This is a genomic window from Nocardiopsis sp. JB363 (assembly GCF_900143625.1).
Lineage (GTDB): Bacteria > Actinomycetota > Actinomycetes > Streptosporangiales > Streptosporangiaceae > Nocardiopsis.
Map to the genome: position 1 here is coordinate 24,027 of NZ_FRFF01000043.1, position 24,488 is coordinate 48,514.

The 24,488-nt window shown below is 67.1% G+C and carries 21 protein-coding genes, 1 tRNA gene and 1 pseudogene; 7 read left to right on the plus strand and 16 right to left on the minus strand.

What is annotated here, in order from left to right; all coding sequences use genetic code 11:
* Positions 1-31: 31 nt before the first annotated feature.
* The 3 genes from BQ8420_RS06750 to uvrB all read right to left on the minus strand — a co-directional run bounded on the left by BQ8420_RS06750 (position 32) and on the right by uvrB (position 4,068).
* Positions 32-1,027, minus strand: coding sequence for a GNAT family N-acetyltransferase (locus BQ8420_RS06750; RefSeq protein WP_087096957.1), 996 nt, complete (start codon positions 1,025-1,027; stop codon positions 32-34).
* Between the two features lie 353 nt (positions 1,028-1,380).
* A complete protein-coding gene (locus BQ8420_RS06755; protein ID WP_369825476.1) occupies positions 1,381-1,809 on the minus strand; it encodes a DUF3060 domain-containing protein in 429 nt (142 codons plus the stop codon).
* A 165-nt stretch (positions 1,810-1,974) separates the two neighbouring features.
* Positions 1,975-4,068: an excinuclease ABC subunit UvrB gene (gene uvrB / locus BQ8420_RS06760; RefSeq protein WP_087096959.1), complete on the minus strand. Its 2,094-nt coding sequence runs from the start codon at positions 4,066-4,068 to the stop codon at positions 1,975-1,977.
* A gap of 147 nt (positions 4,069-4,215) precedes the next feature.
* Here uvrB and BQ8420_RS06765 point away from each other — a divergent pair, with 147 nt between their 5' ends.
* Positions 4,216-5,307, plus strand: coding sequence for a hypothetical protein (locus BQ8420_RS06765; RefSeq protein WP_087096960.1), 1,092 nt, complete (start codon positions 4,216-4,218; stop codon positions 5,305-5,307).
* 3 nt (positions 5,308-5,310) lie between these two features.
* On the opposite strand, the gene BQ8420_RS06770 is transcribed toward BQ8420_RS06765, so the two are convergent.
* Positions 5,311-5,748: a MarR family winged helix-turn-helix transcriptional regulator gene (locus BQ8420_RS06770; protein WP_087096961.1), complete on the minus strand. Its 438-nt coding sequence runs from the start codon at positions 5,746-5,748 to the stop codon at positions 5,311-5,313.
* A gap of 84 nt (positions 5,749-5,832) precedes the next feature.
* On the opposite strand from BQ8420_RS06770, the gene BQ8420_RS06775 reads away from it, so the two are divergent.
* A complete protein-coding gene (locus tag BQ8420_RS06775) occupies positions 5,833-6,252 on the plus strand; it encodes a hypothetical protein (protein ID WP_087096962.1) in 420 nt (139 codons plus the stop codon).
* 12 nt (positions 6,253-6,264) lie between these two features.
* Here the strand turns inward: BQ8420_RS06775 and coaE are convergent, their stop codons facing one another.
* From coaE to polA, 5 genes are all read right to left on the minus strand, one after another.
* On the minus strand, positions 6,265-6,867 hold the full coding sequence (gene coaE, locus BQ8420_RS06780; protein ID WP_087096963.1) for a dephospho-CoA kinase: 603 nt from the start codon (positions 6,865-6,867) through the stop codon (positions 6,265-6,267).
* A 33-nt stretch (positions 6,868-6,900) separates the two neighbouring features.
* The gene (locus BQ8420_RS06785) at positions 6,901-7,398 is read right to left on the minus strand and encodes a GNAT family N-acetyltransferase (RefSeq protein WP_087096964.1); all 498 of its coding nucleotides are present in this window, start codon (positions 7,396-7,398) and stop codon (positions 6,901-6,903) included.
* 95 nt (positions 7,399-7,493) lie between these two features.
* On the minus strand, positions 7,494-8,993 hold the full coding sequence (gene rpsA / locus BQ8420_RS06790) for a 30S ribosomal protein S1 (protein ID WP_087096965.1): 1,500 nt from the start codon (positions 8,991-8,993) through the stop codon (positions 7,494-7,496).
* Between the two features lie 416 nt (positions 8,994-9,409).
* A complete protein-coding gene (gene arfB / locus BQ8420_RS06795) occupies positions 9,410-9,862 on the minus strand; it encodes an alternative ribosome rescue aminoacyl-tRNA hydrolase ArfB (RefSeq protein WP_369825477.1) in 453 nt (150 codons plus the stop codon).
* Positions 9,863-9,880: 18 nt separating this feature from the next.
* A complete protein-coding gene (polA, locus tag BQ8420_RS06800; protein WP_087096967.1) occupies positions 9,881-12,643 on the minus strand; it encodes a DNA polymerase I in 2,763 nt (920 codons plus the stop codon).
* A 120-nt stretch (positions 12,644-12,763) separates the two neighbouring features.
* Between polA and BQ8420_RS06805 the strand changes: the two genes are divergently transcribed.
* The 3 genes from BQ8420_RS06805 (at position 12,764) to BQ8420_RS06815 (ending at position 16,205) form a co-directional block, all read left to right on the plus strand.
* On the plus strand, positions 12,764-13,192 hold the full coding sequence (locus BQ8420_RS06805) for a PaaI family thioesterase (protein ID WP_087096968.1): 429 nt from the start codon (positions 12,764-12,766) through the stop codon (positions 13,190-13,192).
* A 410-nt stretch (positions 13,193-13,602) separates the two neighbouring features.
* Positions 13,603-14,850 (plus strand): ABC transporter substrate-binding protein, encoded by a 1,248-nt coding sequence (locus BQ8420_RS06810; RefSeq protein ID WP_235005972.1) that lies wholly within the window; start codon positions 13,603-13,605, stop codon positions 14,848-14,850.
* A gap of 122 nt (positions 14,851-14,972) precedes the next feature.
* Positions 14,973-16,205, plus strand: a complete 1,233-nt coding sequence (locus BQ8420_RS06815; RefSeq protein ID WP_087096970.1) for an ABC transporter substrate-binding protein — start codon at positions 14,973-14,975, stop codon at positions 16,203-16,205.
* An 80-nt stretch (positions 16,206-16,285) separates the two neighbouring features.
* Here BQ8420_RS06815 and BQ8420_RS06820 read toward each other — a convergent pair whose 3' ends face one another.
* The 5 genes from BQ8420_RS06820 to BQ8420_RS06840 form a co-directional block, all read right to left on the minus strand.
* Positions 16,286-17,146: an ABC transporter ATP-binding protein gene (locus BQ8420_RS06820; RefSeq protein WP_087096971.1), complete on the minus strand. Its 861-nt coding sequence runs from the start codon at positions 17,144-17,146 to the stop codon at positions 16,286-16,288.
* Complete coding sequence (locus BQ8420_RS06825) at positions 17,139-18,017, minus strand: ABC transporter ATP-binding protein (protein WP_087096972.1); 879 nt, start codon at positions 18,015-18,017, stop codon at positions 17,139-17,141. Before BQ8420_RS06825 ends, BQ8420_RS06820 begins: the two co-directional genes overlap by 8 nt.
* Positions 18,007-18,996 (minus strand): branched-chain amino acid ABC transporter permease, encoded by a 990-nt coding sequence (locus tag BQ8420_RS06830; protein WP_087096973.1) that lies wholly within the window; start codon positions 18,994-18,996, stop codon positions 18,007-18,009. The genes BQ8420_RS06825 and BQ8420_RS06830 overlap by 11 nt, the downstream gene beginning before the upstream one ends.
* A gap of 11 nt (positions 18,997-19,007) precedes the next feature.
* Positions 19,008-20,573 carry a branched-chain amino acid ABC transporter permease gene (locus BQ8420_RS06835; protein ID WP_087096974.1) on the minus strand — a complete coding sequence of 522 codons (1,566 nt, stop codon included), beginning with the start codon at positions 20,571-20,573 and terminating at the stop codon, positions 19,008-19,010.
* A 368-nt stretch (positions 20,574-20,941) separates the two neighbouring features.
* A complete protein-coding gene (locus BQ8420_RS06840) occupies positions 20,942-21,505 on the minus strand; it encodes an ANTAR domain-containing response regulator (protein WP_087096975.1) in 564 nt (187 codons plus the stop codon).
* Positions 21,506-21,666: 161 nt separating this feature from the next.
* Between BQ8420_RS06840 and BQ8420_RS06845 the strand changes: the two genes are divergently transcribed.
* Positions 21,667-21,740 (plus strand) — tRNA-Leu (locus tag BQ8420_RS06845).
* An 87-nt stretch (positions 21,741-21,827) separates the two neighbouring features.
* Positions 21,828-22,625: a helix-turn-helix domain-containing protein gene (locus BQ8420_RS06850; protein ID WP_087096976.1), complete on the plus strand. Its 798-nt coding sequence runs from the start codon at positions 21,828-21,830 to the stop codon at positions 22,623-22,625.
* Between the two features lie 589 nt (positions 22,626-23,214).
* Here BQ8420_RS06850 and BQ8420_RS06855 read toward each other — a convergent pair.
* On the minus strand, positions 23,215-24,117 hold the full coding sequence (locus BQ8420_RS06855) for a serine hydrolase (RefSeq protein ID WP_087096977.1): 903 nt from the start codon (positions 24,115-24,117) through the stop codon (positions 23,215-23,217).
* Positions 24,114-24,488 (minus strand): annotated as a pseudogene (locus BQ8420_RS06860) (LysR family transcriptional regulator); the annotation flags it as partial. The gene BQ8420_RS06855 and the pseudogene BQ8420_RS06860, both read right to left, overlap by 4 nt.

Consider the following 24,488-nt stretch of genomic DNA (forward strand, 5'->3'; position numbering starts at 1 on the left):
CCGGGGCTCGGAGTGCGGCCCTTCCCGCGGATCAGCGCAGGGCGAGGGCGGGTCGGACCTCCCAGGTGGTCCACACCGGGCGATAGCCCATGCGGTGCCAGAACGGCCCCGACAGCGGATTCATCGCCGCGTAGTTGAGCACCGACACACCCACCCCGTGGCTGTCCAGCGCTTGGTGGGCCTGACTGACCAGAGCGGTGCCGATTCCGTGACCGCGCTCGGCGGCGGTCACCACCCCGTAGCCGATGTGGGCGATCGGGCGGGCCCTCACCAAGGACTTGGCCCAACGGGAGCGTTCGGGTGGCGAGACCCACAGCAGACCGACGGCGCGGCCGCGACGCTCGGCCAACCAGATCCACGAACGCGACCGGTTCAGCGCACGCGCCGCCACCTTGCGGGTCTGCTCGGCGGTGTCGGGTTGGAGGAACACCCCACCGAAGTTCTGTTCGTAGCGGTGCTCCTCCATCAGCAGGCCCACCACCTGGGTCAGGTCACTGATGTCGGCGAGCCGGATGGCCACGTCGCGCGGGGGCAACGACGGCGGCACTCCGCGTCGGCGCCGGCGGGCCGCGAGCACGGTGTAGGGCTGGAGGCCGTGACGTTGCAGCGGGATGATGCCGCTGACGTCGCGGGCGGGCCAGCTGACCAGGGCCGCCGACTCCGATCCGGTACCGGTGGGCAGGTCTTCCAGCTGGTCGCGCCAACTGGTGAGCAGTGAGTCCAGGGCACGGGCGGGCTCGGGCCCACCGACGATGGGTGTGAGCCAGTGCTGGTCGGGCACGCCCCAGATCCGGCCGACCTCCCCCGGCTGGTACCAGGTGTAGTGCATGCTGCCGGCGGCGACGGGGAGACCGTCCTCGTCGCTGACGGTCAGAAGTGGATAGGAATCAGGGGCGAACCCCACGGGTTCGGGCAACAGGGGGTCGGATTCCGCCCATCGCTGTACGGCCGAACGCACCAACGGGTCGAGTCCGACGTCGCCCCCGGGCGACTCATCATGTCGCACCCGTGCGACATAACCGCTCATCCACCCCTCCCCTAGCGGGTTCTTCCCAAGTGAACACCCACGATCCTGGCGCGGATCGATCCGCGGTCGCCCTCGCGCCGCGTCGCGTCTCGGTCGTCGTAGCCACATCGCGGACATACCGGCGTCATAAGGGACCAGAACGACCGTACCGCCTCATCGCGGCACCGGCACACGGAATCGACGAAATGGGCGGCGATCCGGCCTCTCCCGCCCCGGAACCGTCCTTCTCGTACTCCCATACCGCGCGCGGGAGGACGGGGTCCACGGTAACGGATCGAAGGTCACTCTCCGGTGGCGGGTCGGTGTATCGATCGATACGAAGTCGCCCGTGACACAGGGGCTCCCGTCGAAGGTCAGTCCTCGGTGTCGCCCGCCGCGTTGACGGTGGTGTTGCGCCCCTGGTTGATCACCTCGGGATCGCCTTCGGCGAAAGTGATCTCGTTGTCCACTCCCACCAGCACGATCTTCTCGGCGCTGCCGACCTCGACCACGGAACCCCGCCCCGTGGCGCGCACCACCCCGCAGGCACCGGCCAGGACGACGGTGGCGCGGTCGGCGGAGACCACGACCTCCCGCTCATCGCAGTCCCCGCGCACGTCGGCCTCGTCGTCGACCACCAGGATCACCTCGTCGTCGATGACATTGCCCTCGGGTTCGGTCGCGGTCTCCTGGCCCTGCTCGGCTCCTGGCGAGGGGGCGGTCTCCTCGGGGGCCGCCCGGCCCATGCCGCACCCGGCCAGTAGGGAGCCCAGCAGCACCACACCCCCCATACCTCTGAGCACACGACCGAGCATGGAACTCCCCCACCAGAAAACGGCAATCACGACATACCTCTTGAGCAAGGCCCAAGACTATGTCACGCGAAGGTAACTGCGCGACCCAAGCGTTCTGCGATCGTTTCCGATTCGATACACATCAGGTGGGATTTCCGGGCCGCACAGGCGTTGTCACTTCACCCCGGCCGCGTCCATGCCGCGAAGCTCACGCTTCAACTCACCGATCTCATCGCGCAACCTCGCCGCCAACTCGAAATGCAGATCCATGGCGGCCTGGTGCATCTGCTCACCGAGCTGCTCGACGAGAGCGGCCAGTTCGGCCCGCGGCATGTTCGCCACATCGGCCTTCTCGCCCAACGCGGGCACCGGCGCCTTCGCGGACTTGCCGCCCTGGCGGTACCCGGTCGCCATGAGCTCCTCGGTGTCCACGTCCTCCCGGTTGAGGGTGTCGAGGATGTCCGCGATCTGCTTGCGCAGCGGGGTCGGGTCGATGCCGTGCTCGGCGTTGTACGCCAACTGCTTCTCCCGACGACGGTCGGTCTCGTCGAGCGCCGCACGCATGGAGTCGGTCACGTTGTCGGCGTACATGTGCACCTGACCGGCCACGTTACGAGCAGCACGACCGATGGTCTGGATCAACGAGGTCTCCGAACGCAGGAAACCCTCCTTGTCCGCGTCCAGGATCGCCACCAGCGACACCTCCGGCAGGTCCAGCCCCTCACGCAGCAGGTTGATGCCGACCAGCACGTCGAACTCACCCACGCGCAGCTCGCGCAACAGCTCCACACGCCGCAGTGTGTCCACCTCGCTGTGCAGGTACCGGACCCGGATCCCCAGCTCCGCGAAGTAGTCGGTGAGGTCCTCGGCCATCTTCTTGGTCAACGTGGTCACCAGCACCCGCTCGGAGCGTTCGGCCCGCTCCCGGATCTCGTGCACCAGGTCGTCGATCTGCCCCTCGGTCTCCTTGACCAGTACCTGAGGGTCCACCAGCCCGGTCGGACGGATCACCTGCTCGACGACCTCGCCACCGCCCTGGCGCAGCTCGTACTTGCCCGGCGTCGCCGACAGGTACACCGACTGGTCGATCCGCTCGGTGAACTCCTCCCACCTCAACGGCCGGTTGTCCATCGCCGAGGGCAACCGGAACCCGTGGTCCACCAGGGTGCGCTTGCGAGCCGCGTCGCCCTCGTACATCGCACCGATCTGCGGGACCGTCACGTGCGACTCGTCCAGGACCAGCAGGAAGTCCTCGGGGAAGTAGTCCAGCAAGGTGTTGGGGGCGCTGCCCGGCTCACGATCGTCGAAGTGCCGCGAGTAGTTCTCGATCCCCGAACAGGTCCCCAGCTGGCGCATCATCTCCAGGTCGTGGGTGGTGCGCATGCGCAGCCGCTGTGCCTCCAGCAGCTTGCCCTGCCCCTCCAACTCGGCGAGGCGCTCCCCCAGCTCCGTCTCGATCGTGCCGATGGCGCGCTCGGTCCGCTCCTCACCGGCCACGTAGTGCGACGCGGGGAAGATGAACATCTCCTCGCTCTCCCCCAACACCTCACCGGTGAGCGGGTGCAGCGTCATCAACCGCTCGATCTCGTCACCGAACATCTCGATGCGGATCGCCAGCTCCTCGTAGACCGGGATGATCTCGATGGTGTCCCCGCGCACCCGGAACGTGCCCCGCGTGAAGGCGGTGTCGTTGCGCGAGTACTGCATCTCCACCAGCCGGCGCAGCAGATCGTCCCGGTCGACCTCCATGCCGACCGCCAACTGCGCCATCCGGTCCACGTACTCCTGCGGCGTGCCCAGACCGTAGATGCACGACACCGACGCCACCACGATGGTGTCGCGCCGGGTGAGCAACGAGTTGGTCGCCGAATGCCGCAACCGCTCCACCTCGTCGTTGATCGACGAGTCCTTCTCGATGTAGGTGTCGCTCTGCGGAACGTAGGCCTCGGGTTGGTAGTAGTCGTAATACGAGACGAAGTACTCGATCGCGTTGTTCGGCATCATCTGCCGCAACTCGTTGGCGAACTGCGCGGCCAGGGTCTTGTTCGGCTGCATCACCAGAGTGGGCCGCTGGAGCTGCTCCACCGTCCACGCCACCGTCGCCGTCTTACCGGTACCGGTCGCGCCCAGAAGCACCGTGTGCTCCCGCCCGTCCCGTACCCGTTCACTGATCTCCTCGATCGCGCGCGGCTGGTCGCCCGCGGGGGTCATCTCCGAGACGACCTCGAACGGGGCCTCACTGCGTTTGATGTCGCTGACCGGTCTCACTAGCCCTCAATCTCCCGTCGAACCACGGATCGACCTTCCGTCCCCTCATCCCAACGCTACAGACGGCCTCGGACATCCCTGGCCGAACGGAACCGCCGAGTTACCATCAAGAGAGCGATAAGTGCCCCGAAAAGTGAGGTACGCGCCGTGTCCCACCCCTCCAGACCCACTTTCGATCCGGCACTCCCCGACAGGACCATCGAACGGCTGCGCGCCCACACCGACCGGCTCATCCCCGCCGCCAAGGGTCCGCCGCGCCGCCCCACCTGGCGTGAGAGCGCCCTGGGCCTGCTCCTGGGAGGCACCTCCGCCGCCGCCCTCGCCCTCCTCGTGGACTCCCTCCTCGTCCCCCTGACGCTCCTGTTGTGTCTGGGCGGGACCATCCTCCTACTCGGACTGGTCTCCCGTCGGGGCAGCATCACCGACGACTGGCCCGACCTGATCATGCACGCGTTCTGGGCGCTGCCCACCTCGCTCGCCGGGGTCCTCGGCGCGCACTGGATCGCCTCCGAGGTGCTGGGCACCGCCCTGCCGGGCGACCCGGCCCTGGCCGCGCTCTACCTCACCGCCGGCGCGGCAGGCAGCGCCGCCATCATGCGCCCGGGCATGCATGCCCGCCTGGCCGCCGAACACCACGACTCGTACGTGCTGCCCGAGGACTTCGGTCGTCCCTCCTCCTTCGCCACCCGCCGGGAGGAACCCGAGTCGCACCTGTTCGCGCGCCTGCAACAGGCCACCGACCGGGTCGAGGAGGGTCGCCACGTCCTCGGCCATTCCTTCGACGCCTCCCACACCCTGCCCCTGTTACGCCAGGAGGAGTGGCGGCTGTCCCAGGAGCTGCTCCGGCTGCGCTCCCTGCGCCGCGAACTCGTCCAACGACGCAAGGACGCCGTCTCTGACCAGGTCACCCGCGCCCTGGCTCCACAGAACGAGGCCGTCGCCCGCGCCCACAGGGCGCTCTCGCACCGGGTCGACGAACTCGCCGCCTACGGCGAACGCGTCCACGCCGCCGTCATCGCCCACCACGAATGGGAACAGTGCCAGGAGATCGCCGACCGGGCCGCCGACTACGCCGACCTGGCTCTCACCTCCGGGCAGGACCCCGCCCCCACCGAGGAACTCGACTCCAGCCTGCTGAGCGTGCGCGCCGCGCACAGCGTGCGGGAGGAACTGGTCCGCGAAGCCGTGACGGCCGGCACCACGCTGTCCGACGCCCTGGACAAGGACCCCGAAGCCTAGAGGTCACGCGGCCCGGAAGGCCGCCTGCACGGTCTCGCCGATCCGTCGTTGAATCGGATCGGCGCCGGCACCGAACAGCTGTTCGTCGACGCTACCGACCGCTTTCATCGCCTCGCCCAGGACCCGCCGCCCCTCGTCGGTGAGCGTGATCCTGGACGCGGCACCGGCACGGGCCGTGTCGTCCTGTACCAGGCCGGCGGTCTTGAGCGCCTTCACCGCGGTGTGCGTGCTCTGGACCGTGATGCCCGACATCCGGGCCAGGTCACTGAACGAAGCGCCCGGAACACCCGCGATGTGCCCGAGCAGCCCGAGCCGACCCACCGTCAGCCCGAGTTCCGAGAGGGCATCGCTCAGCTCCGACTCGATCGTCCGGGCCAGTGTGAGCAGCAGCACCGACGTGCTCGTCACAGGGGCGCCGGGCCACACTTCTTCGTCCGCCATGGCCTCATTCTCCTCCAGGGGAAACCCCGGTCGTCTCCGATGAGCGGCGCACTGTTATCCTTCAGCATGCCTGAAGGTGGGGGGATGGCCAACGCGCCGGCCCCGGTTTTCGGCCCCGCCCCTCTCTACCGAACGGAACTCGTGTCCATGCTCGAAATCATCCAGTCGTGTCTCCTGACCGCTCACCTGTTCGGCATGGCCGCGATCGTCGGCACGTTCTTCGTGCAGATGCGCCGAAGCACCGGCTTCGCCACCGGCCTCATGCTCGGAGGAGCGATCGTCCAGGTCGCCACCGGCATGGCAATGGTCGGCGTCGGCTACGCGACGGGCACCGAGGTGAACCACGTCAAGATCGCCGTGAAGCTCGGTATCGGGGTCACCGTGCTCGTCACGGCCCTCCTGGCCGCACGCGCTCGGAGCCGCGAAGGCAGGGTCAAGCCCCTGTTCCACACCGCGGGAGGACTGGCGACCGTGAACGTCCTGGTCGCCGCGCTCTGGCAGTGATCCCTACCTGAGTCAGGGCGCGCGTTCCAGGAGCTCACGCCACAGTTCGGCGACACGGTCGGACAGGTCCTCGCGGGTTCCGGAGTTGTCCACGACGAAGTCGGCGGCGGCCAGGCGCGTCTCACGGTCGGCTTGGGCGGCCATGCGTGCCCGCACCTGCTCACGCGGCATACCGCGGTCACCGGACACCCGCTCCACCCGCACCTCGTCGGGGGTGTCGACCACGACCACCACGTCGTAGAGGGACTCCAGACCGTTCTCCACCAGCAGCGGGACGTCGTAGACCACGACCTCGGCGTCGGAGGCCACGGCCTCCTCCATCAACCGGCCGCTGCGCTCGCCGACCTTCGGGTGGACGATGGCGTTGAGTCTGGCCAGCCGGGCCTCGTCGGCGAACACCAGCTCACCCAGCCTGGGTCGGTCCAGACGACCGTCGGGGGTGAGCACCCCTTCCCCGAACTCGGCGATGATCTCGGACAGCCCGGGCGTTCCCGGTTCCACCACCTCGCGGGCGATGGCGTCGGCGTCGACGACCACCGCCCCGTAGCCGGCCAACGCGGCCGAGACCGCGCTCTTGCCCGAACCGATCCCGCCGGTGAGTCCCACTTTCAGCATGCGCCAAACCCTAGAGGTCGAACCGCGCCGTCGTCACACCGACCCCGCCGTCACCTGCTCCAATTCCTTGCGCATGTGCACCATCACCCGGTGGTCGGCGACGCGCTCCCGGTGTGTCTCGGCGAACCCCAGCCTCCGGTACAGACGCTGCTCGGTGGTGTTCTGCGCCCCCGCGAACAAGGTCAACGCCGCCAACCCCGGGCGACGGCTCCGCAGGTCCTCCTCCAGCCGCTCCATCAACGCCCGGGCGATCCCGCGCCCGCGAACGTCGGGGGCCACGACCAGCCGGCTCACGATCCCGGTCGTGTCGGTGGTCACCGCGCGCACCGCACCCACCAGGCGGTGCCCCACCACCGCCTTGAGCACCAAGGCGTCGCCCGAGGCCAACAGTCCCTCGATCCGGGACAGCCCCTCGGTGAGCGGCAGGATGAACGGGTCGCCGTAGGTCTGTGCCTCGTCGACGTAGGCGGCACGCTGAAGGGTGAACAGCTCCCCCGCGTCCGCCACGGTGACCGGGTGGATGTCGAACAAAATCGCCTCCTCGGACACGGCGAGGGGCCGCCCCCACGAAGTGGGGACGGCCCCTCGAACAACCGTCACTCGGGCAGAAGCCCGGCGGAAGAGGCCTAGGCCTCGCCGCCCGCGAGCTTCTCGCGCAGAGCGGCCAGGGCCTCGTCGGAGGCCAGGGCACCGCTGCTGGAGTCGGAGGTGCCGGCGGAACCGGTGCTCGGGGCACTGTCGCCGTCGGTGTACTCCTCCTCTTCCTCCGGAGCAGGAGCGTTGGCGGCGTCGGCCTCGGCCGCGAGCGCCTCCTCGACCTGCTTGCGGTGAGCCTCGAAGCGAGCCTGCGCCTCGGCGTAGCTGCGCTCCCAGTCGTCCCGCTGAGCCTCGAAGCCCTCAAGCCATTCGCCGGACTCGGAGTCGAAGCCCTCGGGGTACTTGTAGTTCCCCTGCTCGTCGTAGTCCGCGGCCATGCCGTACAGGGTGGGGTCGAAGTCCACCTGGTCGGGCGAGACGGCCTCGTTGGCCTGCTTCAGCGAGAGGCTGATGCGACGACGCTCCAGGTCGATGTCGATGATCTTGACGAAGATCTCGGTACCGACCTGAACGACCTGCTCGGGCACCTCCACGTGGCGCTCGGCCAGCTCGGAGATGTGGACCAGGCCCTCGATGCCCTCTTCGACACGCACGAACGCACCGAACGGAACCAGCTTGGTGACCTTGCCGGGAACGACCTGGCCGATCTGGTGGGTCCGGGCGAACTGCTGCCACGGGTCTTCCTGGGTCGCCTTGAGCGACAGGGAGACGCGCTCGCGCTCCATGTCCACGTCGAGAACCTCGACGGTGACCTCCTGGCCGACCTCGACAACCTCGCTCGGGTGGTCGATGTGCTTCCAGGAAAGCTCGGAGACGTGAACCAGACCGTCGACGCCGCCCAGGTCCACGAAGGCACCGAAGTTGACGATCGAAGAGACGACGCCCTTGCGGATCTGGCCCTTCTGCAGGGTGTTGAGGAACGTCTGGCGAACCTCGGACTGAGTCTGCTCAAGCCAGGCACGGCGGGACAGGACCACGTTGTTGCGGTTCTTGTCCAGCTCGATGATCTTGGCTTCGAGCTCACGGCCCACGTAGGGCTGGAGGTCACGGACTCGGCGCATCTCGACCAGGGAGGCCGGCAGGAAGCCGCGGAGGCCGATGTCGAGGATGAGACCACCCTTGACGACCTCGATGACGGTGCCGGTGACGACGCCGTCCTCTTCCTTGATCTTCTCGATCGTGCCCCAGGCCCGCTCGTACTGAGCGCGCTTCTTGGACAGGATCAGACGGCCTTCCTTGTCCTCCTTCTGGAGAACGAGGGCTTCGACCTGGTCGCCGACGGCAACTACTTCACCGGGGTCGACGTCGTGCTTGATCGACAGTTCCCGAGAGGGGATGACACCCTCGGTCTTGTAGCCGATGTCGAGCAAGACCTCGTCTCGATCGACCTTCACGATGGTGCCCTCGACAATGTCACCGTCGTTGAAGTACTTGATGGTCTCGTCGATCGCCGCGAGGAAGGCTTCCTCGGACCCGATGTCGTTGACCGCTACCTGGGGTGTCGAGGTGGCCTCGGTGCTGCTCGTCATTTGTGGGTGGACTCCGGATACGGACAGGTTCAGTAGATGGGCACGCCGCGGGGTTCGGGCTGTTCGATCCGTCGTCCAGATGTGGGAGAACAGGGCCACATGTACGGAACGAGCCGTCCGTGACCGCCGACTACCTGGTCCAGAGTGGTGACCGATGCGGTGCAACCCTTCGCCCCCAACGGGGACGACAGACGGCACGCACGAAACCCACAGCACTCTGGCCAGAATATGAGACAAGGGCGTCCTGGTCAATCGGAACCCGGGACCGCCAACCCGACGAAGGGCATATTGGCGGCAACCTACCCGAGCACACCGGTCAAGATCAACCGGACGACGTCGCATGTCCGACGGTGCTTACCGGCACGTAACCTCCTGGCCGCCATGCGCTCGCGCACCGGTCCGGGATGAGCGGGAAATCACTCCATCGGAGGCCGTGAACGTGCCCGTTTGACCTCGCCCCGTCGTCGTTTGGCGTCCACTCGACGCCGTTTGGCGCCCTTGGAGGTCTTGCGCCTGCGCCGCTCCGGTGGCGGAGGCTCGATCGCCTCCGCCAGGACCGCCGCCAGTTTCTCCCGGGCCTCCAGCCGGTTGCGCACCTGCGACCGGTGGGTCTGCGCCGACACCGTCAGCACCCCCGCCACCAGCCGCCCCTGCAAACGCTCCAACGCCCGGTCCCGCCGGGTCTCCCCCAGTGCCCGACAGGACGCGACGTCCAGCGACAACGACACCCGGGTATCGGAGGTGTTGACGTGCTGTCCTCCCGGTCCCGAGGATCGGGAGAACCGCCACGTCAACGCGTCGGATGGAACGGTCACGGGCCCTACGGCCAGACCTCTCGTGGTCTCGTCCTGCCCCGTCACCGTTCTCATCCCCTCCATCGCCACGCCCTAATGCGCGGCGTCATGCCAGTTCTGTCCGTTTCCGACCGAAACACCCATCGGAACACGCAGATCATAAGCCGAGCCCATCTCGTGCGTCACGAGGTTTTCCACCGCCTCGCGCTCACCCGGGGCGATCTCCACCACGAGTTCGTCGTGCACCTGCAACAGCACACGGGAGTCGTACCCTCCCTCGGTGAGCGCCGCGTCCACCTGCAACATCGCCACCTTGATGATGTCGGCCGCCGAACCCTGGATGGGCGCGTTCAACGCCATCCGCTCGGCCATCTCCCGACGCTGGCGGTTGTCGCTGGTCAGGTCCGGCAGGTACCGGCGCCGGCCCATGATCGTCTCCGTGTAGCCGACCTTGCGGGCCTGATCCACCACCTCGTTCAGGTAGTCGCGCACCCCACCGAAACTGGCGAAGTAGTCGTCCATCAGCCTCTTGGCCTCGTCCGGAGCGATCCCCAACTGCTGGGACAGCCCATAGGCGCTCAACCCGTAGGCCAACCCGTAGCTCATCGCCTTGATCTTGGAACGCGCCTCACCGTCGACCTCTTCCACCGCGATGTCGAACACCTGCGACGCCATCTGCGCGTGGAAGTCGTAACCGCTGTCGAACGCGTCGATCAGCGCCTGCTCCCCGGACAGGTGCGCCATGATCCGCAGCTCGATCTGGCTGTAGTCGGCGGTCAACAGCTCCTCGTAGCCTCCGCCGACCACGAACGCCCGCCGGATCCGCCGGCCCACGTCCGTACGCACCGGGATGTTCTGCAGGTTGGGATCGGTGGAGCTGAGCCGCCCGGTCGCCGCCACCATCTGGTTGAACGTGGTGTGGATGCGGTCGTCGTCGGCCACGGTCTTGATCAGACCCTCGACCGTGGTGCGCAACTTGGTCTGGTCCCGGTGGTGCAACAGCACCCCCGGCAGCTCGTTGTCGGTCTGTGTGGCCAGCCACGCCAGCGCGTCGGCGTCGGTGGTGTACCCGGTCTTGATCTTCTTCGTCTTCGGCAGTTCCAGGTCCTCGAACAGCACCTGCTGCAACTGCTTGGGCGAACCCAGGTTGAACTCACGGCCCACGATCTCGTGCGCCCGCTCCATCGCGGCGCGCCCCGCCGAGGCGAACTCTCCCTGCAACTCCTCCAGGTAGGGACGGTCCGCGGCGATCCCGGCCCGCTCCATCCGCGCCAGCACGTCCACCAACGGCAGCTCCACCTCGCGCAGCAGGTGCGCCCCGCCGCGCTTGTCCAGCTCCGCGGCGAGCACCACCGCCAGGTCCCGGGTGGCCGCGGCACGCACCGACAGCACACGGCCACGCCCGACGCCCTCGCCCTCATCGTTCAGGTCCAGGGCCAGCTGGTCACCGTCGGTGTCCTCCTCCAGCTCCCGCCCCAGGTACTTGCGGGTCAGGTCGCTCAGGTCGAACCGGCGCTGACCGGGCTGGGCCAGGTAGGCGGCCAGCGCGGTGTCGCTCACCACCCCGCCCAGAGACCACCCGTGCGCGCCCAGGGCCAGCAGGGCGCCCTTGTACTCGTGCACCACCTTGGGGCGGTCGGCGTCGGCGAGGAACGCCCCGAGCGCCTCGGTGTCGGCCGCGTCCAGCAGAGTGGGGTCCACGTACAGAGAGGCCCCACCGGCCACGGTCACCGACAGCGCGTCCACCCGACCGGTCCCCCGGCCCCAGGTGCCCTCCAAGGCCAACCCGGCCGGGGCCTGGGCGGTCACATCGTCGACGGCGGCGTGCTCGGTGAGCCAAGCCGCCACCTCGCCGGTACCGGCGACGGTCACCTCGACCTCGAAGCCCTCACCGGCGCCCTCGATGTCCGCGCCCTCAGCCGACTCGGCGGTGCGCACCACCGAGTACAGGCGATCACGCAGGTTGGAGGCGAACTCCAGGTTGTCGAAGAGCGCGTCGACACCGGCCCGGTCCGTCTCACCCAGCCCCAGTGCGCCCACCTCGACGTCCAGCGGCACATCGGTGACCAGCTTGTTGAGTCGCTGGTTGCGCAGCACGTCGGCCACGTGGTCGCGGAAGTTCTGCCCGGCCTTGCCGGTGACCTCGTCGGCCCGCTCCACCAAGTCCTCCAGGGACCCGAACTTACTGATCCACTTCGCGGCGGTCTTGGGCCCCACCCCGGGTACTCCCGGAAGGTTGTCGGCCTTCTCCCCCACCAACGCCGCCAGGTCCCGGTAGCGCTCGGGTGAGACCCCGTACTTGTCCTGTACCGCCTCCGGGTTCATCCGACGCAGGTCCGACAGGCTCTTACCCGGGTACAGCACCGTGCAGTTCTCGGTGATCAGTTGGAAGGCGTCCCGGTCCCCCGAGGCGATCAACACCTCCATGCCCGCCTCGCCGCCCTGATGGGCGAGCGTGGCGATCACGTCGTCGGCCTCGAACCCGGGCGCCGACAGGTTGGCCACACCGATCAGCCGCATCAGGTCCTGCGTCAACGGCACCTGGGACGGGAACTCCGGCGGGGTCTCCGAACGGCCCCCCTTGTACCCGTCGTACTCCTCGTCCCGGAAGGTGGGGCCCGACAGGTCCCACGCCACCGCGACATGCGTGGGCTCCTCATCACGCATCAACTTCACCAACATGGAGGCGAACCCGTACACGGCGTTGGTCGATTGCCCGGTACTGGTACCGAAGTTCTCCACCGGCAACGCGAAGAACGCACGGAAGGCCATCGAATGGCCGTCCAGAAGCAGCAGTCGGGGGCGCCCGCCATCGGCCTGGGCTGTCTGTTCGGGGGTCTCTCGATTGGTCACCACAGGAGAAATCTTAGGATGCGCTGGGGACACTCCGTGGCCATCGCCGCGGGAACACCGCCTCCCACCCCGGCACTTCGCCCGGGTAGGAGGCCACCTGACCGGATCGGAAGGCATCACACTATGAGCACGCAGGCTCAGGATCTCAAGGAAATGTTGGAGTCCGGAGCACTCACCGGCGGCCTGGGCGCGACCATGGGCATCGAGATCACCGAAGCCTCACCCGAACGCGTCGTCGGCCGCATGCCCGTCGAGGGCAACCGCCAACCCTTCGGTCTACTGCACGGCGGAGCCTCGTGCGTCCTCGCCGAATCCCTCGGCTCCATCGGTTCCACCATCCACGCCCATCAGTTCGGACGCATCGCCGTGGGCATCGAGATCAACGCGACCCACCACCGCTCCGCCACCGACGGGCACGTCACCGGTGTCGCCACCCCCGTCCACCTCGGCCGCACCCTCGCCACCTGGGACATCACCATCACCGATGACGCCGACCGGAAAGTGTGCACGTCCCGACTGACCTGCATGCTCCGCGAAGCACCCCAGGGCTGAACCACCGAGGCACCCCGAACACAAGTCGCACTTCACAGGCGAACCAAGGCGTACTGCACACGGCCCGGCCGTCGCACCACCCGGTCACCCGACCGAAGCGGTTCGACGGTCGGGCCACGCCATGCCGACACGTCATGACAGATTGCAGCCGAGTGACCGTCCTCGGTCACATTCGTCCAATAACCAGGACCAAGAGCCCTTACGTTGACCACAGGTTCATAACGGCATGAAGGCGAGTCGGACGCAACGCCCCCCTCCCGCTTCCCGAGACGGAACTTCCATGATTAAGCTCCACTAACGCTCCTGATTAAGTCATGCCACACATCGCGGACTTCAGGACGCATCTGCACCATCGGCACGGCTGCGCCACGCAGACCGTGCACCGCCGGTTGAACGGAGCGACCACGATCATGGCAAGCAAGAAGGTCCTAGGACTCACTGCCGCGACCGCGGCCCTAGTGCTGGGGCTGACCGCGTGTGGCAATGGTGACGACGGCGGAGACGGAGGAGACTCCGCGGGTGAGGAATTCACCTACGGCATCCTCTACCCGCAGACCGGTGCCCTCGCCTTCCTCGGCCCGCCGCAGATCACCGCGGCCGAGTACGCGATCTCCGAGATCAACGCCGCCGGCGGCATCCTCGGCACCGAGGTCCCCGACATCGTCGAAGGCGACGAGGCGGCCGACGGAGCCCAGGCCAACGAGGCCGCCAACAGCCTCGTCAACAGCGAGGTCAACGCCGTCCTCGGCGCCGCCGCCTCCGGCATGACCCAGGCGGTCTACGACACCGTCACCGGCGCCGAGATCGTCCAGTGCTCGGGCTCCAACACCGCGCCCGACCTCAGCGACATCGACGACAACGGCTACTTCTTCCGCACCGCCCCCAGCGACCTGATGTCCGGGCCCGTCATGGCCCGCCAGATCGTCGACAACAACCAGACCAGCGTCGCCATCGTCGCCCGCGCCGACGACTACGGCAACGGCTACCTCGAGGCCGTCCAGAACGAACTCGAAGCCCTCGGCGCCGAGGTCGCGCTCACCGAGACCTACGACCCCGACGCCACCAACTTCGACAGCGTCATCAACGCCGTCGACAACGAAGACCCCGACGCCGTCGCCCTCATCTCCTTCGAAGAGGGCGCCCAGGTCATCGCCGAACTCCTCGAAAGCGGCGTCGAAGGCGACCAGCTCTACATCACCGACGGCCTCAACAGCCCCGATCTGGGCACCACCGTCAACGAGGACGACCCGTCCATCGTCGACGGCATCACCGGCATCGCACCCGGCGCGGACAACCCCGAGTTCAACGAAGGCCTCAGCGAGTTCGACTCGGAGCTGGACGTCCTCCAGTTCGCCCCGCAGGTCTTCGACTGCGTCACCGCCATCGCCCTGGCCGCCGAGTCCGCCGACTCGGTCGACCCGAGCGTCTACGTCGAACACCTGCCCGAGATCAGCCGCCCCGAAGGCACCGAATGCACCTCCTTCGAGGAGTGCCGCGACCTGCTCAACGAGGACGAGGACATCGACTACCAGGGCACCAGCGGCAACATCGACTTCGACGACAACGGAGACCCCACCTCCGCCACCTTCGAAATCTTCGGCTTCGACGGTGAGACCCACGAGGTCTCGGGCTACGAGGAGTACTCCCTCGACGAGTAGACCCGACACCGGACACCACGTCCCGGAGTAGCCGAGTCATCGACGCACACGCAACACCGCGCCGACCCGGCTCCACGGCCGCTGCCCCCACGCCGCCACCCGCTTCCCGAACGGACCGACCGATGACCACCAACACGCGCCCCGTCCTGGCCCTCACCGCCACCGCGCTCGCCGCCGCCCTCGCCCTCACCTCCTGCTCCGACTCCACCAACGCCGAGGACAGCGCCTTCACCTACGGCCTGCTCTACCCGCAGACCGGCTCCCTCGCCTTCCTCGGCCCGCCACAACTCTCCGCCGTCGAATACGCCATATCCCAGATCAACGACGCCGGCGGCATACTCGGCGACCAGGTCCCCCCACCCATCCAAGCCGACGAGGCCGGCGACAACGCCCAGGCCAACGAAGCCGCCAACAGCCTCGTCAACGACAACGTCAACGCCGTCATCGGCGCCGCCGCCTCCGCCATGACCCAAGCCACCTACGACACCATCACCGGCTCCCAGATCGTCCAGTGCTCGGGCTCCAACACCGCACCCGAACTCAGCGACATCAACGACGGCGGCTACTTCTTCCGCACCGCCCCCAGCGACCTCATGGCCGGCCCCGTCCTCGCCCAACAGATGGTCGAGGACGGCCACACCTCCGTCGCCATCGTCGCCCGCGCCGACGACTACGGAACCGGCTACCTCACCGCCGTAGAGAACGAACTCGACTCCCTCGGCATCGACGTCCTCGTCAGCGAGACCTACGACCCCGACAGCACCAACTTCGGCGCCGTCATCGACGGGGTCTACCGGGCCGATGCCGACGCCATCGCCCTCATCTCCTTCGAGGAGGGCACCCAACTCATGGCCGCCCTCATCGAAAGCGAGGTCCGGAGCACCTTCTACCTCACCGACGGTCTCAACGACCCCGGCCTCGGCGAGACCGTCGCGGACAACCGCCCCCGCGCCATCGACGGCACCACCGGAGTCGCACCCAGCGCCGACAACCCCGAGTTCAACGAAGGCCTCCGCGAGTTCGACCCCGAACTCGAAGCCTTCCAGTTCACCCCACAGATCTTCGACTGCGTCACCGCCGTCGCCCTGGCCGCCGAGTCCGCGGGGTCCCCCGACCCGACCGTCTACGTCGAACACCTGCCCGAGATCAGCCGCCCCGAAGGCACCGAATGCACCACCTTCGCCGAATGCCGCGACCTGCTCGACCAAGACCAGAGCATCGACTACCAGGGCACCAGCGGCAACATCGACTTCGACGACAACGGAGACCCCACCTCCGCCACCTTCGAGCTCTTCCACTTCGGTGAGGACGGCTACGAGATCCTCGGCTACACCGACTACTCGCTCCAGGACTGAACCCGCGCACCACGAACACGACAGAGGGGGTGGGGCCGCGGCCCCACCCCCTCTTCACGCGGGCCCCAAGACCCGCCGAGTCACGCCTTCGCGAGCGTTCCCAGGTACAGCTCGATCACGTTCGGGTCGTTCAACAGATCCCGACCCGTACCCGTGTACGCGTTCCGACCCTGGTCCAACACGTACCCGCGGTCACAGATCTGCAGGCAACGCCGCGCGTTCTGCTCCACCATGACCACCGAGACACCCGTGGAGTTGACCTCCTTGACCCGCTGGAAGACCTCCTCCTGGTAGATCGGTGACAACCCCGCCGTCGGCTCGTCCAACAACAGCACCGACGGGTTCATCATCAAAGCCCGACCCATCGCCACCATCTGACGCTCACCGCCCGACAGCGAACCCGCCTTGGCCCGACGCCGCTTCCCCAACAACGGGAACAGCTCCGAGACCACGGCGAACCGCTCGGCGTACGACCGTGGCCGCAGGAAGGCCCCCATCTGGAGGTTCTCCTCGATCGTCAAGGAAGGGAACACGTTCCGCGTCTGCGGCACGTACCCCACACCACGCTCCACCAGAGAGTGCGCCGGCAGACCCGCGATACTCGAACCCCGCAGCGTCAAGGAACCATCACGCACCGGGATCAGCCCGAAGATCGTCTTGATCAACGTCGACTTACCCGCACCGTTCGGACCGATGATCGCCACGACCTCACCTTCGGTGAGAGTCAGGGTGCACCCGTTCAGGATGTTCACCCCCGGCACGTAACCGGCCACGATCTCCCTGGCCGACAGCAGGAAGTCCTCCGGACCACCCACCTCCCCGGCCTCCGCGCCCGCCTGCTCCAGGACCGCCTCGCGGTGCTCCTGGACGGCCGCGGCGTCCTCCGCCTCCACCGGAACCTCCTCCGGCTCAGGGCGCAGCCCACCGTTCTCCTCACTCATCGCCACTCTCCCCGGCCTCGCCCTCGTCCTCCTGGGCACCCAGGTAGGCGTCGATCACCTGCTGGTCGGACCGGATGTCCGAAGGACGACCCTCCGCGATCACCCCGCCCTGCGCCAACACCACGATCCAGTCACTGATGCCCATGATCACGTCCATGTCGTGCTCGACGAACAGGACCGTCTTGCCCTCGTCCCGCAACGACGTGATGTGCCGCAACAACGACTGCACCAACGCCGGGTTCACACCCGCCATCGGCTCGTCCAACATGATCATGCTCGGGTCGGTCATCAAGGCGCGCGCCATCTCCAACAGCTTGCGCTGCCCACCCGACAACGAACCCGCCATGTCCTGGCGCTTGTCGATGAGCTTGAACCGCTCCAACAGCTCCATGGCACGCTCGGTGTTGGCCCGCTCCTGCGAACGCCACATCGGCCGCAGGAACGCACCGACCATCCGCTCGCCCAACTGGCCCTGGGCGCCCAACAACATGTTGTCGAGCACCGTCATCCGCGTCAGCGCCTTGGTCAGCTGGAAGGTCCGCACCATCCCGGCCCGCGCAACCTGATGGCCGCGCCGACCGTTGATCTGCCGGCCCTCGAACGTCCACCGGCCCGTGTCCACCCGGTCGAACCCGGTCAACAGGTTGAAGAACGTCGACTTGCCCGCACCGTTCGGACCGATCAGCGCCGTGATCGTCCCCCGCTGCACCTCCAGGTGACTCACGTCCACCGCGGTCAGGCCACCGAAGGAACGCTTCACATCGTCGGCCACCAGGATCGGGTCCGACTTCGACGACCCCGGCTCGGGCACCGCGTCCGCCATCCGGTCGACCTCGACCGCCGCGGAGGCGTCCACCTCATCACTTGACATTGATCAGCATCTCCTTGCGGTCACCGATGAGACCCTGCGGCCGGAAGACGATCAGCAACACCAACAACAGGCCCACGAAGGCCAACTGGATCGCACCGTAGTCGGGACCATCCAGGAAGGGCAGCAGACCCTCACGGCCCAACCCCTTCAGGAACCCGTCCGTGAAGTTCATCAGGAACCAGAACGCCATCGAACCGATGATCGGACCGAACACACGGCCCGCACCGCCCAACAACAGGATCACCCACAGGAAGAACGTCACCTGTGGCTTGAACTGGTCCGGCTGGATCGCCCCCTGGTGCACCGCGAGCATCGCGCCCGCCAACGCACCGATCAGACCACCCAGCACCAACGCCTGCATCTTGTACGCGAACACGTTCTTGCCGAGGCTGCGCACCGCGTCCTCGTCCTCACGGACGCCCTTGATCACCCGGCCCCAGGGGCTGTGGATCAGCAGCCACGTGAACACGGCGAACAGCGCGACCAGGCCCCACGTCACCGCCATCAACCACATCTGGTTACCGGTGAACGTCATCGCACCGAACCCGTAACGCCCACCCGCGTCGAACGGGTTCACCTCACGAAAGCCCGACGACAGGTTCTGCAGGCCGTACACACCGTTGGTCACCGGCTCGGCGAAGCCCGCCCGATACACCAGGCGCAACACCTCCGCCGCCGCGATCGTCGTGATCGCCAGATAGTCGGCGCGCAACCGCAACGTCGGGATACCGAGCAGCAACGCCAACACCAGCGCACAACCCAGACCCACCAGGAAACCGACCAGCACCGGCAGATCGAACACCGCCACGCTGATGCCCACGCCATAGGCGCCCACCAGCATGAAGCCGACCTGACCGAAGTTCAGCAGACCCGTGTAACCGAAGTGCAGGTTCAACCCCACCGCGGCCAACGCGTAGATCGCCGCGACCGGGCCGACCGCGGATCGGGCGGCCTCGGCGAGGATCATGAGAATATCCATCGTTACCTCTCCTAGCCGACCCGCTCACGCGAACCGAGCAGACCCTGAGGCCTGATCAGCAGCATGAGGATCATCAGGGCCAGAGCCCACGCGTTCATGAGCTGTGCGGGGAACCACAGGGTGGACAACATCGCCACCAGACCGACGGCCAGACCGCCGACCATCGCGCCGTAGGCCGTGCCCAGGCCACCGAGGATCACCGCGGCGAACATCAGCAGCAGCAGGCGGAAGCCCATCTCGTAGTCCACGACCTGGTTCAGGCCGAAGAGCACACCGCCCAGCGAAGCCAGACCACCGCCGAGCAGCCACACGTACAGCGTCACCCGGTCCACGTCGATACCCGACGACTCCGCCAGGTCCCGGTTGTCCGAGACCGCGCGCATCGCCTTGCCGATACGGGTGAACTGCAACAGACAAGCCACCAGCACCAGGACCACGAGGGCCACACCGATGATCACCAGGTCGCGGGGCGGCATCGACACCGGACCCAGGTGCACCAACTCCTGCACCTGGAAACCCGCGTACCGCGTCCGGTTCGCACCGAACAGCACCAGGATCACGTGCCGCAGAACCAGCGCCACACCGATCGAGACGATGAACATCTGGATCAGCGCCACGTTGCGCTTACGCAGCGGACGCCACAGGTAGCGCTCCATCGTGCCGCCCAGCACCGCCCCCATGGCCACCGCGATCACGGCCGCCAGCCACAACGGCACCTGCCAGTCGATGCCGTCACCGAGCACACCCACCAGGGTCGCCAGGGCGATACCGCCAAAGATCGCCGTCCACTGAAGGACGATCAACAAGGTCCGGCCGAGCCTGCCCTCCATGAAGGCGCCCAACAGGATCGCCACACCCAGACCGGCGAAGATCGCCAACAGGGAGTTACCCATCCCGGCCGCGCCGCTGCTGAAGAGGAGCGCCATCATCGCACCGAAGGTGACCATGTCACCGTGCGAGAAGTTGATGATCTGCGTCGTCCCGAAGATCAGCGACAGACCGATCGCGGAGACCGCGATGACCAGGCCGAAGAGGAGTCCGGCCGCGGTCAGCTGAGCGAAACGATCGCCGAAGCCGCCACTGACACCCTCGACTTCGAGCGCCTCGTCGTCGGCGGGGGCCTCTTCCTCACCCTCCGTGGCGTCGCCCCCCTCGGGGGACTCCGTCTCCGCGGGCTCCTCCGCGGCCGCACCGGCCTCGTCCAGAGCGATGATCAACGGTCGCTGCTCATCGGCCTCGACCGCTACCTCGGCCTCACCTTCGACGAGGAGAACCGTCTCGCGGACCTCGTACTCGCTGGGGATGGACTCCTGATCCACCACGACGCGGTAGTCGCCCGGTCCGGGCAACCCCACTTCCCAATTTCCATCAGAGTCGGTCGTCGCCGCTTCGATCTCGTCATCACCCTCGAAAACCGCGATCTCAATGCCTTCGACACCGAGATCCCGATCATCGGGCTGACCGATCTGACCGTGCAGCGACTCACCGCCCTGTTCGTCTGCCGTCGCCACTGCCCCGGGAATCACCAGGAATGCGGTGATCAGGGCGAGCAACACGGTCACGAGACGTGTGCGCACGCGCGCTCCTTGCGCATCTGAGGTCACGTGGTACCCGGATGTGAGCATTCGGGCACCACTGTCCTTTAGCTGTTCGGTGCGCCGAGTTTAGCCCGGTTTAGGCTGGTCATTCAGCACAGCTAAAGCCACGTGACACAACCGTCACCCCATTGTGCGCAACCGAGATCAAACCGGTACCGGATGCGAGTTGAATCTGAACAGGCGTCTAGGAATTCGCCGTGCCGCCCAGCCGTTCTGTCACTTCGTCCTACCTATGGTGACCGGATGGCCACACTTGAGACCCGATCCCCGGCACGACGAAGGGGCCGCCCCATGGGTACGGCCCCTTGCGTCGATAGTTCAGTCCGCCTAAGCGGTGAGGATCAGTCCTACTGTCCGCCGAGCGTCTCGACGACGGTCTCGGCGACCTTGCGCATGGTCAGCCGACGATCCATCGAGTTCTTCTGAATCCAGCGGAACGCCTCCGGCTCACTCATGCCGTGCCGGCTCTGCAGTAGTCCCTTGGCCTGCTCCACCAGCTTGCGCGTCTCCAACCGGTCCTGGAGGTCACCGACCTCCGCCTCCAGAGCCGACAACTCGGCGTACCGCGAGGTCGCCATCTCGATCGCCGGCACCAGGTCCGACTTACTGAAGGGTTTGACCAGGTAGGCCATGGCCCCGGCCTCACGGGCCCGCTCGACCAACTCCCTCTGGGAGAAGGCGGTCAGGATCACCACGGGGGCGATGCGCTCCGCCGCGATCCGCTCGGCGGCCGTCAACCCGTCGAGCACCGGCATCTTGATGTCGGTGATCACCAGGTCGGGCTTGAGCTCTCGGGCAAGCCTGATGGCGGCCTCGCCGTCACCGGCCTCACCCACGACGGCATAGCCGTCCTCCTCGAGCATCTCCTTGAGATCCAGGCGGATCAGGGCCTCGTCTTCCGCGATCACCACACGGCTCTGCGTACTCGTCACGTGCACAAGGTTACAGAGATCCGCTAGTATGCTGTGCGTCGGCCCCGGCAAGACCGGTCAATCGTGATCCCACTGTTGACCGAACACCTCGGAAGCCAGCAAAATCAAGCAGACGCCAAGATGCCCGGCTTATGCAGCTTGCCCCGGTATTCCAACCGGCAGAGAAGGCGCCCTCAAAAGGCGCACAGTGTGGGTTCGAATCCCACCCGGGGTACAAGAGCCATCCTGATGGATGGCTCTTTTTGCTGTTCAGGGCACACCCCAGCCAAAAATGTCCGAAGCGTGAGCGAGCATTCACCCTATGCACTCACGCGAGACCGTCGACAAAGCCCTGAGACTGCGCAGCCTCGGCTGGACCCAGCAGCACATCGCCTTCGCCTGTGGAGTCTCCCAGAGAGCGGTCAGTCACTGGGTGAACGGACGTCGCCGCAACCTCGCCTCCGAGCACAAGCGAGTCTCGTACTGCCCACGGTGTTCGGAAGCCTCCATCCACGAAGAGGCCTACGCGTACCTCTTGGGCGCCTACTTCGGGGACGGTCACCTCACCGAGAACAAAAACCGGCTCGGCCTCTACACGCTATGGATCTATTACGACAACAAATATCCACAGCTGATCTCCTACTGTCAGGCCGCGATCGAGGCGGTGTTCCCAGTCAAGGCGTGCACGGTCGATCGCTCCGGTTGCACCGCGATCAAGGCCTGTTCGAAGCACTGGACCTGCATCCTTCCCCAGCACGGCCCCGGAAAGAAGCACGAGCGGCCCATGGTCCTGGAGCCCTGGCAGCAACGCATCGTGGACGAGCATCCCGAAGCGCTGATACGTGGACTCATACACTCCGACGGCTGCCGGGTCGTCAACCGAATACGCAAGAAATGCCCGGCGGGTGAGGTGGAGTACTACGAGTATCCGCGCTACCACTTCACCAACACGTCGAAGGGCATCATCGACATCTGCACCCGGACCCTGGACCGGTTGGGTATCGCCTGGAAGATCCACGTGAACAAGCTGGAACCCGTGCACAGGGACACCCACGTCGTATCGATCTCACGGAAGGAGGCCGTGGCCAGGATGGACGCCTTCGTGGGGCCCAAGCACTAAAGGTGCGGGGCCGTTCCGGTGGGCTGGGGTTGCCCTGCCGGAACGGCCCCGGAGCCCCGAAGGGCGAGTCGTGCCCGAAGCGTGTGGGGACTCCGCTCAGGCACACACGGCCGGACCACGGAAAGGGGGATATCCGGGGCACGACCTACTCAGAAACCCCCGTAGGAGGAGGGTCGGGGGTTCCTTCACCACCATTTTTAGCGGACCCAGCTCCTGTGAGCAGAATCAGAATTCCGCAGGATTTTCGTCGAGCCCGGCCCCGGCAACGGAAGGGGCCGTCCCGGTGGGAGGTGCGCCGGCCGGGACGGCCCCTGTGCCCCGAGGGGCGTCGTGGCGCGCGAAACCCCATGAGGTCAGGTTTCGGCCACGTATGACCGAGCTGCGGGGAGGGGGTCCCGCGAGCTCGGCCCAGGAGCCCCCTCAGGAGGAGATGAGGGGGTTCCTTCACGATCATTCTTAGGGGATCCGGGGCCCTCGTGTGGGGGAAACAGGGATTCTGTGCGGCACGGATTCCGACCGAGGTCCGATTGCCGTCCGGAACGTCCCGACTTGCGGCTTCTTCGCTGCGCACGGGGTTTCGGTGGCGGGTTCAGGTGGAGCGCAGGTGGTCGCGGAGGGCTCTGGCGACACGACCCATGAGGGCCTCGGCTTCGGGTTGGTGGCGGGCGGGGACCTGCGAGGCGGTGAGGGCGGCGATGGCGTAGGCCTCGCCGTTCGTGTGTTCGACGACGCCGATCTCGTGACGGTGGTTGAGGACGGTGCCGGTCTTGGACGCCCAGGTGGTGGCGTCGCTCATGAAGTCGGGGGCGAGGCGGTGGCGGATGAGGTTGTCGGCCATGAGCGCGCGGACGCCTTGGGCGACGTCGGGGTGGACGTGGGTGGGTTTCCAGAGGGCATGGAGGAGGTCGACGTGGGCGCGGGCGGAGCCGGAGTTGGCGGTGGTGACGTCGAGTTGGGGGATGTGGTGGCCACGTCCGTCGGTTCCGGCCTGGATGGCGAGGGTGTGGGCGAGGTGGGTCTCGTCGGGGGCGAGGCGTTCGGCCGGGGTGGCGTTGAGGGTGCCGATGCGGTGGCGGACGGTGATGCCGCGGATGTGGTGCTCGTGGAGCAGGCGGGTGACGTGGGTGGGCGGGGTGAGGTCGAAGAGGGCGTCGGCGGCGATGTTGTCGCTGAGGCAGGTGCTGAGGTGGAGGAGGTCTTCGATGGCGATGGTGACGGGGTGACGGAACTTGCTGATGCCGAAGGGGCCGGTGCCGGGTGGTCCGGTGTCGGTGTGGGTGGGGGCGATGTGGACGGGGGTGGCGCCGTCGAGTTCGTGCCGGTGGATGCGGTGGAGGGTGGCGAGGGCGAGGGGGACTTTGACGAGGGAGGCGGTGGCGTATTCGGTGTCGGGTTCGATGCCGATCTCGTGGCCGGTGTGGAGGTCGCGGACGAGGAAGGAGCCGTGGAGTCCGGCTTCGTGGAGTTCGGCGCGTAGGCGGTGGGTGATCACGGGTGTGCGGCTCCGAGGCAGCGGGCGATGTGCGGGTGGAGGTGGGTGCGCAGGATGTCGGCTTGTTCTCCGGTGGCGGTGTGGTCGCGGGTGGGGTGGATTTCTCCGATGGGACGCCAGTGGAGGTCGAGTTGTTCGGCTTGGTGCGGGGTGCAGAGGAGGAGGTCGTGGGTGGTGAGGACTTCGGCGGTGGCGGTGGTGAGGCTGGTGGCGACGGTGATCTGGGTGGGGTGGAGTCCGAGGGCGTGGCCGGTGCGGGTGAGGGGGTCTCGGGTGTGGGGTGTGTCGTCTTCGGGTTGGATCCAGACGCGTCGGCGCGGGGTGGTGTGGGTGCGGCCGGCGCGGAGGGTTTCGAGGTAGTGGGTGTGGGC

Excerpts from the sequence above, each read along its gene's own strand:
- BQ8420_RS06750 (WP_087096957.1), bottom strand. The coding sequence starts at position 1,027 with ATGAGCGGTTATGTCGCACGGGTGCGACATGATGAGTCGCCCGGGGGC.
- BQ8420_RS06770 (WP_087096961.1), bottom strand. The coding sequence starts at position 5,748 with ATGGCGGACGAAGAAGTGTGGCCCGGCGCCCCTGTGACGAGCACGTCG.
- BQ8420_RS06775 (WP_087096962.1), top strand. The coding sequence starts at position 5,833 with ATGGCCAACGCGCCGGCCCCGGTTTTCGGCCCCGCCCCTCTCTACCGA.
- coaE (WP_087096963.1), bottom strand. The coding sequence starts at position 6,867 with ATGCTGAAAGTGGGACTCACCGGCGGGATCGGTTCGGGCAAGAGCGCG.
- rpsA (WP_087096965.1), bottom strand. The coding sequence starts at position 8,993 with ATGACGAGCAGCACCGAGGCCACCTCGACACCCCAGGTAGCGGTCAAC.
- arfB (WP_369825477.1), bottom strand. The coding sequence starts at position 9,862 with ATGAGAACGGTGACGGGGCAGGACGAGACCACGAGAGGTCTGGCCGTA.
- BQ8420_RS06805 (WP_087096968.1), top strand. The coding sequence starts at position 12,764 with ATGAGCACGCAGGCTCAGGATCTCAAGGAAATGTTGGAGTCCGGAGCA.
- BQ8420_RS06810 (WP_235005972.1), top strand. The coding sequence starts at position 13,603 with ATGGCAAGCAAGAAGGTCCTAGGACTCACTGCCGCGACCGCGGCCCTA.
- BQ8420_RS06815 (WP_087096970.1), top strand. The coding sequence starts at position 14,973 with ATGACCACCAACACGCGCCCCGTCCTGGCCCTCACCGCCACCGCGCTC.
- BQ8420_RS06820 (WP_087096971.1), bottom strand. The coding sequence starts at position 17,146 with ATGAGTGAGGAGAACGGTGGGCTGCGCCCTGAGCCGGAGGAGGTTCCG.
- BQ8420_RS06825 (WP_087096972.1), bottom strand. The coding sequence starts at position 18,017 with ATGTCAAGTGATGAGGTGGACGCCTCCGCGGCGGTCGAGGTCGACCGG.
- BQ8420_RS06830 (WP_087096973.1), bottom strand. The coding sequence starts at position 18,996 with ATGGATATTCTCATGATCCTCGCCGAGGCCGCCCGATCCGCGGTCGGC.
- BQ8420_RS06850 (WP_087096976.1), top strand. The coding sequence starts at position 21,828 with ATGCACTCACGCGAGACCGTCGACAAAGCCCTGAGACTGCGCAGCCTC.